The following is a 14,485-nucleotide window of genomic DNA, read 5'->3' on the forward strand; positions in this document are numbered from 1 at the left end:
TTAAAGGTCCCTGCAAACATCTACGCTGAGACCTTGTCTGTTTGATTTAATTATTTTTTAGAGTCTGTGCGGCGTCATACCTTCAGGCGCTTCCGCACCTTCCGGCAAACCGAAGGTTTCACGCAGAATCACTTTATAGAATTCAAAAGCTTCGCGCGCGCCTTGAATGGCTTCCGCCTCGGCTTCCGGAGTCAAGTTCAAAGCATTCAGATGCTCGACAAAAGCGCGCCAGTGTTTGCCGCGGCCGTTCGGATGAGGAGCCAGGTGGCGTGCGCCGAATTCGCCGGTGTATTCGAGTTTTTGAGCGTGTTTGAACAAGAATGCCGCGCCCAAATTAGAACCTTCGGCGCAATACAGCCAGCCGATGGCTTTATTACCGGTTTCGTGTGGCAATTCTTTGTCAAATTTGTAAGGCTCTTCGCCCAAGTCTTTCAAGTCTTGAGTCACGGCATCATAACGCGCCATGTATTCAAGCTCTGGAATGGCTTTGTTCAATTCGGCATCTTTATAGATGTGATCGACAGCCTTGTGGAAAACAGATTGAAGTTTCAAGAATTTGATGTAGTTTTCTTTGCTGGAAAAAGGTTGAACGGACATAACCAAGTTATCAACGCTGTCGTGCGTTGTCGTGGTTTGCTCTTTCAAGCGTTTGGCGAAAGTCAGCTCTTGTGTTTCACTCATGATGTTTCCTTTGAATTAAAAGACTAATGGTTTCAGACGGCCTTTATGTTTAAAAATCCGTCTAATTTGAAAAGAATTGTTTTAAAAACAAAGAAGATAATTTTTAGCCTACTTCAGGTTCGTTGACCGTGTACCTTCCACAAATCTACAAGGATTATCGTGTTTTTAAATATTGAGAATATATCTTATTTTTAATATAATAACAATAAACCAAACTAAGACCTATTAATAAAATTTAACAGCCCATAGCAATAACCTTCTAAACCCTTTTCAAACTTTTCAGACGGCCCAAACCTTATTAAGCAGCCGCCATTCAATCAAATATCGACCTAAATTTGGGCTATCCTTCTGTTTTCCTTTATAATGCAACACTCTTTGCACCTTCTTTATCCCCTGCCGAACCATGAAACGGATTCCTGCCTACCATCGCTGGTGGCGCTACAAGTCTTATCTTCCTGATGCGACGCTGCCTGCACATACGGTGGAATGCCCGGATTGCGGCTGCCGTATGGATATTCCGCGCCTGCGTCAGGGACAGGAAGCGCATTGTCCGGTGTGCAACCATGAAATTGTGGAGGTGGAAAACAATCCGTATATCGCGCCAATTGCCTATGCGCTGACAACCTTGATTCTGATGGCGTTCGCGTACAATATGGTGTATATCCGCGTCGATTTGTTCGGCGTGACATCGATTTTGTCGTTGCCGCAAATGATGCGCCTTTTAATTTCGCTGGATTACGGTTTTCTGGCGGAAGTGATGTTTATCCTCACCTTTGGTGCGCCTTTACTGTTTTTACTGCTCTGCCTGTATGTTTATACGGCTTTGATACGCGAAAAGGCCTACCCTGCGCTGCGCTTTGCGACGCGTGTATTGGTTCGGCTGCGTCATTGGATTATGGTGGATGTGTTTTTCATTTCCACTTTGGTGGCATATATCAAGCTCTCGTCCGTTGCTACAGTGGAATTCGGCTCAGCGTTTTATCTGATGTTTCCGTTGTCGGTCATGCTAATTCGGACTTCGGTATCGATTCCGCAGCATTGGGTTTATTATAAGATTCACCGTTTAACCGGCGGCCATGCGGTTCAGACGGCCACTGAAAACAAAATCTGTTGCAGCCGCTGCCTGTATTTCCGCAATAAAGACGAGCAGCCTTGCGGCGTATGCGGCGCAGACTTATACCGCCGCCGCCCGAAAAGCCTGAGCATTTCGCTGGCATTTTTAATGGCGGCGTTTATCCTGTATTTCCCTGCCAACATCCTGCCGATTATGATTTCGTCCAATCCGACGGCTTTGGAGATCAACACGATTTTTAACGGCATTGTTTATATGTGGAACGACGGCGACAGGTTGATTGCGGTAATTATTTTCAGCGCCAGTATTATGGTGCCGGTATTGAAGATTATTGCGATGGCGGTTTTGATTTATTCCGCATACTTCAAACCCGTGATGAGCGCGGACAAAATGTCGGTTTTGTATCGGATTACCGAATCCATCGGCCGCTGGTCGATGATTGATATTTTTGTGATTATTATTTTGATGAGTTCGTTCCACACCAATATGGCGCGCGTCGTGCCGGGTGGTGCGGCGATTTACTTCTGCCTGGTCGTTATTTTGACCATGCTTTCGGCCTATTATTTCGATCCCCGTCTGATTTGGGACAAGCAACAGCAGCTTTCAGACGGCCTTGATTCTGAGCAGACCTTAAAACAATGAAAAAACACGATTCTTCACCCAATTATCACGCCCCGGCGCGTGTCAAGAAAACCAATGTCTTCACTTCTATCGTGTGGCTGATTCCGCTGATTGCGCTGATTGCCGGCGGCTGGCTTTTGATTAAAGACATCCGCAACCGCGGCCCTGTCGTTACGCTGTTGATGGACAGCGCCGAAGGCATCGAAGTCAACAACACCGTTATTAAGGTGTTGAACGTCGATGTCGGACGCGTTACCCGCATCAAATTACGCGACGACCAAAAAGGCGTGGAAGTCACTGCTCAGCTCAGCGCCGACGCCAAAGACCTTATCCGCAGCGATACCCAATTTTGGGTGGTCAAACCGCGTATCGACCAAAGCGGCGTTACCGGCTTGGGAACCTTGCTTTCCGGCTCATATATTGCATTTACACCGGGCAAAAGCCAAGAAACCAAAGATGTATTTGTCGTCCAAGACATTCCGCCGATTGCCGCCATCGGTCAAAGCGGCCTGCGCCTGAATTTGATCGGTAAAAACGACCGCATCCTCAACGTCAGCAGCCCTGTTTTGTATGAAAACTTTATGGTCGGTCAAGTAGAAAGCGCGCATTTTGACCCGTCCGACCAAAGCGTGCATTACACCATTTTCATCCAAAGCCCCAACGACAAACTGATTAATTCCGCCAGCCGTTTTTGGCTGGAAAGCGGCATTAATATCGAAACTACGGGCAGCGGTGTCAAACTCAATTCCGCTCCGCTTCCTGCCCTGCTGTCCGGCGCGATTTCGTTTGATTCGCCTAAAACAAGCGACAGCAAAAACGTCAAGAGCGAAGACAGCTTCACGCTTTATGACAGCCGCAGCGAAGTGGCCAATCTGCCTGACGACCGCTCACTGTATTACACTGCATTCTTCAAACAATCCGTACGCGGCCTGACTGCCGGTTCGCCTGTCGAATACAAAGGCCTGAATGTCGGCGTGGTTTCCGATGTCCCTTATTTCGACCGCAACGACAGCCTGCATTTGTTTGAAAACGGTTGGATTCCCGTACGCATCCGCATCGAGCCTTCCCGTTTGGAAATCAATGCCGACGAACAAAGCAAAGAACATTGGAAACAACAATTTCAGACGGCCCTAAACAAAGGCCTGACTGCCACCATCTCCAGCAACAACCTGCTGACCGGCAGCAAAATGATTGAGTTGAACGATCAGCCTTCCGCCTCGCCTAAGCTGCGACCGCATACCGTTTATGCAGGCGATACCGTTATCGCAACCCAAGGCGGCGGCTTGGACGATTTGCAGGCAAAAGTGGCTGACTTGTTAGACAAGTTCAACAATCTGCCATTGGATAAAACCGTTGCCGGCTTGAACGGTTCGCTTGCCGAACTCAAGTCCACACTCAAATCTGCCAATGCCGCCCTAAGCTCCATTGACAAACTGGTCGGCAAACCACAAACGCAAAACATTCCGAACGAGTTGAACCAAACTCTGAAAGAGTTGCGTCAAACCCTGCAAGGCGTATCGCCTCAATCGCCTATCTACGGCGACGTACAAAATACGCTGCAAAGTTTGGACAAAACCTTAAAAGACGTTCAACCCGTGATTAATACTTTGAAAGAAAAACCCAACGCACTGATTTTTAACAACAGCAGCAAAGACCCTATCCCGAAAGGAAGCCGATAATGCGCCTCTTCCCGATTGCCGCCGCCCTGACGCTTGCCGCCTGCGGTACTGCGCAAAGCACACAATATTTCGTTCTGCCCGACAGCCAGTACATCCGACCTGCTGCGCATGGCAACGAAATCGCGGTCAAAGTCAACCTTGCCGAACCGCTTGCCAACGGCGGCCTCGTTTACCAAACCGATGCCTATCATGTGAATCTGGCGAAAAACCACCTGTGGGCGGCACCGCTCGATGGCGCGTTGGCAGCAAATCTCAGCAACAAGCTCAACCGCCTCAATCCGCATCGCACCTTCGTGCCTGCTTCACGCAGCCAAAGCAGCCAAACCCTGAAAGTCTATATCGAAGCCTTCCAAGGCAGCTATCAGGGGCAGACCACCATCAGCGGTTATGCACAATGGCCGGACGGACGCAGCAAACCGTTTAACGCCATCACGCCGCAGCAAGGCGACGGCTATACCGCCATGCTCGAATCGTTGGAAAACGGTTTGTCACAGGTTGCCGATACGATTGCCTATTAAACCAAAAGGCCGTCTGAAAAAACTTTCAGACGGCCTTTTTTATGTTTCAAACATTCATTACAACGCGCGGTCAAAATACAAAGCCACGCCGGAACTCTCGCTCATCGCCAACAAATAATCCATCAATTTTTGCGGCCATTGAATACCGCGCACAACAGTCAGGTTGCGCAAAATAGGGAACGTCAGGATATCTTCCAAACTGATTTCACCGCCCAAGCCCTCGCCTTCGCACACCAGCGCTTCCAGTTCGGCCAAGTCTTGATGCAGACGCGCCAGATATTGCGCCGTTTTATTCAGATTAGTCTCGAAATTGCCGATACTTTTCTCTTTTTTGTCGATAAAGTATTTTTTCGCTTCATCGGTCTCAAATTCGGGCAAACCGATTTTGACCATGCGCGGCTGTACCAATTTGTTATTGTATTCGCCCACTTTATCCAACCAAGCCTGCACTTCAGGACGAACTTCTTCTTTCAGACGGCCTTGATCGATGTAACGGACAATATCCAAACTCTCGCCCATAAACGAACCGTCTTCTTTTTGCAAAATCGGCACTTGTTTTGAGCCAATCATACCAATAGGCGTAGCTTCGTCATCGTTTGCCAAGACAACTTCTTCCACCGCCACATCGCGCAAGCAGAAAATCATCCGCGCACGGACGCAAAACGGGCAATGGTCGTAAATATACAGCTTCATCAAAATGTTCCTTAAAATTTCAAAACGGTTAACCATAACACCCAAGGCCGTCTGAAACAAGGCTTCCTGAAACATAGTGCAGCATTCGCATACAAATCTAGGGCTGTCGGCAATAAACTGTTACAATAGCAACGTTTTTATCAGAAAGAAAAAAACGCACGCCATGACCACTATTCGCCAAACGCCCCAAACATCGAGCGTAACGCTGGAAGGCCTCCTCGCATGGTTCGACGGCTATGTTGCCGCGCTGCCTGATCCCGATAAAAACCTGATTCAGACGGCCTTTGACCTGTCTAAAGAACATTATCCTGCCGATGCCCTAACGACTTACGGCGAGCCATTGCTGGAACATTTCCTCGGCTCGATGCAAATCGTCAGCGAACTCGACCTCTTGCCCGATGCCGTGGCGGCTACGATTTTGTCCGACATCGGCAAATACGTTCCCACTTGGCAAGAATTGGTTGCCGAACGCTGCAACAGCACCGTTTGCGAGCTGGTCAAAGGTGTGGACGAAGTGCAGAAACTGACCCAATTCGCACGCGTGGACAGCCTTGCCACGCCGGAAGAACGCAGCCAACAGGCCGAAACCATGCGCAAAATGCTGTTGGCGATGGTTACCGACATCCGCGTCGTCCTGATCAAACTGGCCATGCGTACGCGCACCCTCCAATTCTTAAGCAACATTCCCGACAATCCTGAAAAACGCGCCGTTGCCAAAGAAACCCTCGACATTTTTGCCCCGCTCGCCAACCGCTTGGGCGTGTGGCAACTCAAATGGCAGCTCGAAGATTTGGGCTTCCGTCATCAAGAGCCGGAAAAATACCGCGAAATCTCCCTGCTTTTGGACGAAAAACGCACCGAGCGCCTCGAATACATCGAAAACTTCCTCAATATCCTGCGTACGGAACTGAAAAAATACAATATTCATTTTGAAGTTGCCGGAAGACCGAAGCATATCTACTCCATTTACAAAAAAATGGTGAAGAAAAAGCTCACTTTCGACGGCTTGTTCGACATCCGCGCCGTACGGATTTTGGTGGACACCATTCCCGAGTGTTACACCACGTTGGGCATTGTCCACAGCCTCTGGCAGCCGATTCCGGGCGAGTTCGACGACTATATCGCCAACCCAAAAGGCAACGGCTATAAAAGTTTGCACACTGTCATCGTCGGCCCGGAAGACAAAGGTGTGGAAGTCCAAATCCGCACCTTCGACATGCACCAATTCAACGAATTCGGTGTTGCCGCCCACTGGCGTTATAAAGAAGGTGGCAAGGGTGATTCCGCCTACGAACAGAAAATCGCTTGGTTGCGCCAACTCCTAGACTGGCGCGAAAACATGGCCGAAAGCGGCAAAGAAGACCTTGCCGCCGCCTTTAAAACCGAGCTGTTCAACGATACGATTTACGTTTTAACTCCGCACGGCAAAGTCCTCTCCCTGCCTACGGGCGCCACGCCCATCGACTTTGCCTATGCCCTGCACAGCAGCGTGGGCGACCGTTGCCGCGGCGCAAAAGTCGAAGGACAAATCGTGCCGCTGTCAACGCCGTTGGAAAACGGTCAACGCGTTGAAATCATTACCGCCAAAGAGGGGAACCCTTCCGTCAACTGGCTCTACGAAGGCTGGGTCAAATCCAACCGCGCCATCAGCAAAATCCGTGCCTACATCCGCCAGCAAAATGCGGATACCGTGCGCGAAGAAGGCCGCGCCCAGCTGGACAAACAGTTGTCAAAAATCTTCCCCAAACCCAATCTGCAAGCATTGGCGGAAAAACTCGGCTTCAAAAAAACCGATGAACTCTATACGGCCATCGGTCAGGGCGAAGTTTCCAACCGCGCCATCCACAAAGCCTGCGGCGCGCTGAATGAACCGCCTCCTGTGCCGATTGATGAAACCAATATCGTCAAGCAGTCCAAAATCAAAAAAGGCGGCAAAAACGGTATTTTGATTGACGGCGAAGACGGCTTGATGACCACGCTTGCCAAATGCTGCAAACCGGCACCTCCGGACGATATTGTGGGCTTTGTTACGCGCGACCGCGGTATTTCCGTCCACCGCAATACCTGCCCTTCTTTCCGCCACCTTGCCGAACAGGCTCCGGAAAAAGTGTTGAATGCAAGCTGGGCAGCCTTGCAAGAAGGACAAGTATTTGCCGTCGATGTTGAAATCCGCGCCCAAGACCGCTCCGGTTTGCTGCGCGACGTTTCGGATGCGCTGGCGCGTCATAAACTCAACGTTACCGCGGTGCAAACCCAATCGCGCGATTTGGAAGCCAGTATGCGCTTTACCCTTGAAGTCCGCCAAGTCAATGACCTGCCGCGCGTATTAGCCAGCTTGGGCGACATCAAAGGCGTTTTAAGCGTAACGCGCTTATAATTCCTATTCCCCCATCTAAAGGCCGTCTGAAAGTATTGCTTTCAGACGGCCTTTCACACATCGGCTGCCAATATATAACCTACGCTTCTATCCTTACAATCAGCCGTTATTTCCTGTCCGCCATATTCTCAGGCAAACTCGCCATCCGCATGATAAAGAAAGATATTTTTACTCTTATATTAACCTTAAGGAAACTTCATGGACACACGAGACCTGTTCCCTCATGAAATTTTGCAGGACGCCATCGGCAAAAGTTGCGCCAAATCCGAGTTCAGCATCAAAATGTTGGTGATTTTGAGTTTCTTAGGCGGCGGTTATGTCGGCTTCGGCTATCTTGCCTGCCTGCGCGTCATCAGCGGCATTCCGGCCGAATGGAACGGCCTGGCCGCCCTTTTGGGCGCATCCGTGTTCCCTATCGCACTGATTTGTATCTTAATCGGCGGCGGCGAGTTGGCAACAGGCAATATGATGATTATGGCTTTGGGCAGATTGACCGGCCGCGTCAGCACCCACAAACTGGTGCGCAACTGGCTGATTGTCAGCTTGGGCAATCTGGCAGGCGCCGTTGCCATGGCCTATTTTCTCGGCCACTACGTCGGCCTTGCCGAAGGGCCGGCCACAGCGAAAACCATTGCCATTGCCGAAGCTAAAGTCAATATGGACTTCGGCCGCGCATTCGTTTCTGCCATCGCATGTAACTGGATGGTGTGTATGGGCATCTGGTTTTACTTCGGCGCACGCCATACTTCAGGACGAATCTTAGCCATGTGGTTCCCGGTTATGATCTTCGTATTAATCGGCTTTCAACACTTTGTTGCCAATATGTTCATCATTCCGGCCGGCATTTGGGCGGGCGCAAACGTCAGTTGGGGTCAATTTTTCTACAACATGATTCCCGTTTTCTTAGGCAACGTCCTGGGCGGGTCATCCTTTGTCGCAGCCTCTTATCTCTTTGCTTATAAACATTTACTAAAAGACGATTTTTCTATTTAATGTAGTCTTTTTTTTCTAAAAACCCCGTATCTGCCCGACACAGATACGGGGTTTCTGCACAGGGCCGTCTGAAAGTCCAAGTCGTTTAATTACTTTTTCTCTTTAATCCCCAAAAAACATCAGGAAAGATAGTTTCACACACTTTCCTTCGTCATCATCAGTAAAAATTTATATATTTTTATGTTTTTAAATGACTTAGCCAAAAGGTGGCATCAATTTCGAATAAAGGCTGAGTTCTTCGCTTTGCAAAAGCGACTTTTTGCGGTATGCTGGTTTAAATTATTTACAATTTAATGCATTAAGATTTCGTATTTTATTGTATTTGAAAATAATTTATCCTGTCTCTCTCGCAAAAAACAGGATTTTTAAGCTGTATTTTTATTAGAAAAAAGTTTGGGTATGAATTGCTTGCAATTTCAAACCCGTTTTAAAAGTTAGATGAGGAATAAGTACATGAATCCCATGTATATCACTTTCGCGATCTATTTGGTCGCCGTATTACTGATCGGCCTCGCCGCCTATTTTTCAACACGAAACTTCGACGACTACATTCTCGGCGGCCGCAGCTTAGGTCCGTTCGTGACCGCGATGTCTGCCGGTGCTTCCGATATGTCAGGTTGGCTTTTGATGGGCTTGCCAGGTGCCATTTACCTGAGCGGTTTGAATGAAGCTTGGATTGCCATTGGTCTGATTGTGGGTGCATACCTCAACTGGCTCTTGGTTGCAGGCCGTCTGCGCGTGCACACCGAATATGCCAACAACGCACTGACGCTTCCTGATTACTTCTTCCACCGCTTCGGTGCCGGCGGTCACTTGATGAAAGTGGTTTCCGCACTGATTATCTTGTTCTTCTTCACTATTTACTGTGCTTCGGGCATCGTAGCCGGTGCTACCCTGTTCCAAAGCCTGTTCCACGGTATGTCTTACACTCAAGCCATGTGGCTGGGTGCCGGTGCAACCATCGCCTATACCTTCTTGGGCGGTTTCTTGGCAGTAAGCTGGACCGATACCCTGCAAGCTTCTTTGATGATTTTTGCATTGGTACTGACTCCTGTAATGGTGTACTTGGGTTTGGGCGGTGCAGATCAAATGAACGCTGCCATCCAACAAGTTGCCGCTTCTACCGGTAAAGAATACGGCAGCCTGTTTGCCGGTACTACTTTCATCGGCATTATCTCTACCGCCGCTTGGGGCTTGGGCTATTTCGGCCAACCACACATCTTGGCCCGTTTCATGGCTGCTGAAAGCGCTAAATCTCTGGTTTCAGCACGCCGTATCGGTATGACTTGGATGATTCTGTGTATGGCCGGTGCCGTGGCTGTCGGCTACTTCGGTATCGCTTACTTCGGTGCCAACCCTGCCCACGTTGATGAAATGAACGGCAACCACGAACGTATCTTCATCGCTTTGGCTACCCTGCTTTTCAACCCTTGGATTGCCGGTATCATCTTGAGTGCGATTCTCGCCGCCGTAATGTCCACCCTGTCCTGCCAATTGTTGGTTTGCTCCAGCGCGATTACCGAAGACTTCTACAAAGGCTTCCTGCGTAAAAAAGCACAACAAGCCGAGTTGGTATGGATCGGCCGTCTGATGGTTTTGGCGATTGCCGTAATTTCCATCCTGATTGCTTCTGACCCTGAAAGCAAAGTATTGGGCTTGGTAGCTTACGCATGGGCCGGCTTTGGTGCCGCATTCGGTCCGGTTGTTATCCTGTCTGTACTGTGGAAACGCATTACTGCCTACGGCGCACTCTCCGGCATGATTGCTGGTGCACTGACTGTAGTGGTTTGGGCCGAGTGGATCAAAAAACCTGCTTTGGCCGCACAAGAAACAGGTTTCGCTACTGTCTATGAAATCGTCCCCGGCTTTATCATTTGCACACTCGTGATTGTTTTGGTGTCCCTGATCGACAAAAAACCTTCACGCGAATTGCAAGAACGCTTTGAAAAAGCAGACGCAGAATACCGCGCCTCTAAATAAGACGTTTTCAGACGGCCTGCATGATTCCGTGCAGGCCGTCTTTACGACATAAACTGTTTCAAAATAATCTGAGCCTTATCAGAAAAAACAGCAATTTATGCGGATGCATCTTGTATCCGCATCATAATTTTATTACGATATTACTATCCTTCAGAATGCTTGTTTTGGCAGTCTTAATTCAGGCCGTCTGAAACCATGAAAAAACCTTTGGAGAACATAAATAATGTTTAACTTCGCTTTTCCAACACAAACTCCTCTGCGTCAAGCTGTAACTGATGCCTACCGCCGCGATGAAATCGAGGCCGTTCAGGATATGTTGCAACGTGCACAGATGACCGACGAAGAACGCAATGCAGCCTCCGAGCTTGCCCGTCGTTTGGTTACCCAAGTCCGTGCCAGCCGTACCAAAGCCAGCGGTGTAGATGCTTTGATGCACGAGTTCTCTCTCTCCAGTGAAGAAGGTGTTGCACTGATGTGTCTGGCTGAAGCCCTGCTGCGCATTCCGGACAATGCCACCCGTGACCGCCTGATTGCCGATAAAATCTCTGAAGGCAACTGGAAAAGCCACTTGAACAACAGCCCTTCCCTCTTCGTTAACGCGGCCGCATGGGGTCTGCTGATTACCGGCAAACTGACCGCAACAAACGACAAACAGATGAGTTCCGCATTGAGCCGTCTGATCAGCAAAGGCGGCGCGCCCCTGATCCGTCAAGGTGTGAACTACGCAATGCGCCTGTTGGGCAAACAGTTCGTAACTGGCCAAACCATTGAAGAAGCGCTGCAAAACGGTAAAGAGCGCGAGAAAATGGGTTACCGCTTCTCCTTCGATATGTTGGGTGAAGCCGCATACACCGAAGAAGATGCCAACCGCTACTACAACGACTACGTTCAAGCCATTCACGCCATCGGTAAAGATGCCGCAGGCCAAGGCGTTTACGAAGGCAACGGTATTTCCGTCAAACTTTCCGCCATCCACCCACGCTACTCACGCGCCCAACACGAACGCGTTATGAGCGAATTGTTGCCGCGCCTGAAAGAATTGTTCCTTTTGGGTAAAAAATACGATATCGGTATCAACATCGACGCCGAAGAAGCCAACCGTCTCGAATTGTCTTTGGACTTGATGGAAGCTTTAGTTTCCGACCCTGACTTGGCCGGCTACAAAGGTATCGGTTTCGTTGTTCAGGCCTACCAAAAACGTTGCCCGTTCGTTATCGACTATCTGATTGACCTGGCTCGCCGCAACAACCAAAAACTGATGATCCGTTTGGTTAAAGGCGCATACTGGGACAGCGAAGTGAAATGGGCTCAAGTAGACGGCATGGACGGCTACCCGACTTACACCCGTAAAGTCCACACCGACATCTCCTACCTCGCCTGCGCACGCAAACTCTTGGATGCGCAAGATGCCGTGTTCCCACAATTTGCCACCCACAACGCCTACACTTTGGGCGCAATCTACCAAATGGGTAAAGGCAAAGACTTCGAACACCAATGTCTGCACGGCATGGGCGAAACCCTGTACGACCAAGTGGTCGGCCCGCAAAACTTAGGCCGCCGCGTACGCGTGTATGCCCCGGTCGGCACACACGAAACCCTGCTTGCCTACTTGGTACGCCGCCTGTTGGAAAACGGTGCGAACTCTTCTTTCGTGAACCAAATCGTTGACGAAAACATCAGCATCGACCGTCTGATTAAGAGCCCGTTCGACACCATCGCCGAACAAGGCATCCACCTGCATCCGGCATTGCCTCTGCCGCGCGATTTGTATGGCAAAGGCCGTCTGAACTCCCAAGGCGTCGATTTCAGCAACGAAAACGTATTGCAAAACCTGCAAGAAAAACTCAACCAAGCTTCTTCCGAAGACTTCCACGCCGCGTCTATCGTCAATGGCGAAGCGCGTAACGTGGGCGAAGCTCAACCCGTCCGCAACCCTGCAGACCACAACGATGTTGTCGGCACTGTCAGCTTTGCCGATGCGGCATTGGCTCAAGAAGCTATTGGTGCAGCCGTTGCCGCCCTGCCGGAGTGGAGCGCCAAACCTGCTTCAGAACGCGCCGACTGCCTGCGCCGTTTTGCCGATTTGTTGGAACAACACACGCCTGCATTGATGATGCTGGCCGTCCGCGAAGCCGGTAAAACCCTGAACAACGCCGTTGCCGAAGTACGAGAAGCCGTTGACTTCTGCCGCTACTATGCCAACGAAGCTGAAAACACCCTGCCTAAAGATGCCAAAGCTGTCGGCGCAATCGTTGCCATCAGCCCATGGAACTTCCCATTGGCCATCTTTACCGGCGAAGTCGTTTCTGCCCTGGCTGCCGGTAACACTGTTATCGCCAAACCTGCCGAACAAACCAGCCTGATTGCTACTTACGCCGTTTCCTTGATGCATCAAGCCGGTATTCCGACTTCTGCACTGCAACTCGTACTCGGCGCAGGCGATGTCGGCTCTGCCCTGACCGGCGATGCCCGCATCGGCGGCGTGATCTTTACCGGTTCTACCGAAGTAGCGCGCCTGATCAACAAAGCGCTGTCCAAACGCGACGACAGCCCTGTCCTGATTGCCGAGACCGGCGGTCAAAACGCGATGATCGTGGACTCTACCGCCCTGCCGGAACAAGTCTGCCTCGACGTATTGAACTCTGCCTTCGACAGCGCGGGTCAACGTTGTTCCGCCCTGCGTATCTTGTGCGTTCAAGAAGATGTTGCCGATAAAATGGTCAACATCATCAAAGGCGCAATGGACGAGCTGGTTGTCGGCAAACCGACCCAACTGACCACAGACATCGGCCCTGTCATCGATGCTGAAGCCCAACAAAACCTGTTGGCCCACATCAACAAAATGAAAGGCGTAGCAAAGGCTTACCACGAAATCAAAACTGCCACCGACGTTGATGACAACAACTCTACCTTCGTTCGTCCAATCCTGTTTGAATTGAACAACTTGAACGAGTTGCAACGCGAAGTGTTCGGTCCTGTACTGCACGTTGTCCGCTACCGCGCCAGCGAATTGGATCAACTCATCGACCAAATCAACGCCAAAGGCTATGCTCTGACCAGCGGTGTACACAGCCGTATCGAAGGCACTGTCGACCATATCCGCGACCGCATCGAAGCCGGTAACATCTACGTTAACCGCAACATCGTTGGTGCTGTTGTCGGCGTACAACCTTTCGGCGGTCACGGCTTGTCTGGTACCGGTCCAAAAGCAGGCGGTTCATTCTATCTGCAACGCCTGGTTCGTACTCCTGAATGGGTTGCCCCAACCCTCAGCCGCATCGGCCAAGCAGACGAAGACGCACTCAAACGTTTGGAAACCCTGGTTCACAAACTGCCGTTTAATGTAGAAGAGAAGAAAACTGCAGCCGCAGCTTTGGGTCACGCACGAGTTCGCACTCTGCGCAAAGCCGAAACCGTATTGGTCGGCCCGACCGGCGAACGCAACTCATTGAGCTGGCGCTCTCCAAAACGTGTTTGGGTACATGGCGGCAATCTGCTGCAAGCCTTCTCTGCCCTGACCGAGCTGGCAGCCGCAGGCATTCAAACCGTTGTTGAGCCAAACAGCCCACTGGCTTCCTACTCAGCCGATTTGGACGGTTTGTTGCAAGTCAACAGCAAACCTGAAAACGCAGGCATCAGCCATGTTGCCGCTATCGAGCCTTTGAGCAGCGAGCGCAAACAAGAGTTGGCCGGCCGCGACGGTGCGCTCATCCGCATTCTGCCTTCCGAACAAGGTTTGGATATCCTGCAAGTATTTGAAGAAATCTCTTGCAGTATCAATACTACCGCTGCCGGTGGTAACGCCAGCCTGATGGCAGTTGCCGACTAATCGTAGCCAAATCAAAGGCCGTCTGAAATTCAGACGGCCTTT

At 50.3% G+C, this 14,485-nt stretch carries 9 protein-coding genes; 7 read left to right on the plus strand and 2 right to left on the minus strand.

The window, feature by feature from the left end; all coding sequences use genetic code 11:
* Nucleotides 1-57: 57 nt before the first annotated feature.
* Nucleotides 58-681, minus strand: coding sequence for a biliverdin-producing heme oxygenase (locus tag HMPREF3022_RS01670; protein WP_049329094.1), 624 nt, complete (start codon nucleotides 679-681; stop codon nucleotides 58-60).
* A gap of 403 nt (nucleotides 682-1,084) precedes the next feature.
* Between HMPREF3022_RS01670 and HMPREF3022_RS01675 the strand changes: the two genes are divergently transcribed.
* From HMPREF3022_RS01675 to HMPREF3022_RS01685, 3 genes are read left to right on the plus strand one after another with little or no spacing between them, the layout of a single operon-like run.
* Complete coding sequence (locus HMPREF3022_RS01675) at nucleotides 1,085-2,395, plus strand: paraquat-inducible protein A (RefSeq protein WP_079454222.1); 1,311 nt, start codon at nucleotides 1,085-1,087, stop codon at nucleotides 2,393-2,395.
* On the plus strand, nucleotides 2,392-4,053 hold the full coding sequence (gene pqiB / locus HMPREF3022_RS01680) for an intermembrane transport protein PqiB (protein WP_049331070.1): 1,662 nt from the start codon (nucleotides 2,392-2,394) through the stop codon (nucleotides 4,051-4,053). The genes HMPREF3022_RS01675 and pqiB overlap by 4 nt, the downstream gene beginning before the upstream one ends.
* Nucleotides 4,053-4,571: a PqiC family protein gene (locus HMPREF3022_RS01685; protein ID WP_049331071.1), complete on the plus strand. Its 519-nt coding sequence runs from the start codon at nucleotides 4,053-4,055 to the stop codon at nucleotides 4,569-4,571. The genes pqiB and HMPREF3022_RS01685 overlap by 1 nt, the downstream gene beginning before the upstream one ends.
* 57 nt (nucleotides 4,572-4,628) lie before the next feature.
* On the opposite strand, the gene grxB is transcribed toward HMPREF3022_RS01685, so the two are convergent.
* Nucleotides 4,629-5,339 carry a glutaredoxin 2 gene (gene grxB / locus HMPREF3022_RS01690; protein ID WP_070765038.1) on the minus strand — a complete coding sequence of 237 codons (711 nt, stop codon included), beginning with the start codon at nucleotides 5,337-5,339 and terminating at the stop codon, nucleotides 4,629-4,631.
* A gap of 88 nt (nucleotides 5,340-5,427) precedes the next feature.
* On the opposite strand from grxB, the gene HMPREF3022_RS01695 reads away from it, so the two are divergent.
* The 4 genes from HMPREF3022_RS01695 to putA all read left to right on the plus strand — a co-directional run bounded on the left by HMPREF3022_RS01695 (nucleotide 5,428) and on the right by putA (nucleotide 14,443).
* Nucleotides 5,428-7,641, plus strand: coding sequence for a RelA/SpoT family protein (locus tag HMPREF3022_RS01695; protein ID WP_070765039.1), 2,214 nt, complete (start codon nucleotides 5,428-5,430; stop codon nucleotides 7,639-7,641).
* 198 nt (nucleotides 7,642-7,839) lie between these two features.
* A complete protein-coding gene (locus HMPREF3022_RS01700) occupies nucleotides 7,840-8,634 on the plus strand; it encodes a formate/nitrite transporter family protein (RefSeq protein WP_036493807.1) in 795 nt (264 codons plus the stop codon).
* A 453-nt stretch (nucleotides 8,635-9,087) separates the two neighbouring features.
* Nucleotides 9,088-10,614 carry a sodium/proline symporter PutP gene (gene putP, locus HMPREF3022_RS01705; protein ID WP_049331075.1) on the plus strand — a complete coding sequence of 509 codons (1,527 nt, stop codon included), beginning with the start codon at nucleotides 9,088-9,090 and terminating at the stop codon, nucleotides 10,612-10,614.
* A 223-nt stretch (nucleotides 10,615-10,837) separates the two neighbouring features.
* Nucleotides 10,838-14,443, plus strand: coding sequence for a bifunctional proline dehydrogenase/L-glutamate gamma-semialdehyde dehydrogenase PutA (gene putA / locus HMPREF3022_RS01710; protein WP_049331077.1), 3,606 nt, complete (start codon nucleotides 10,838-10,840; stop codon nucleotides 14,441-14,443).
* The last annotated feature ends 42 nt before the right edge of the window (nucleotides 14,444-14,485 follow it).

This window comes from Neisseria sp. HMSC065C04 (assembly GCF_001815375.1).
GTDB classification, from domain to species: domain Bacteria; phylum Pseudomonadota; class Gammaproteobacteria; order Burkholderiales; family Neisseriaceae; genus Neisseria; species Neisseria flavescens_D.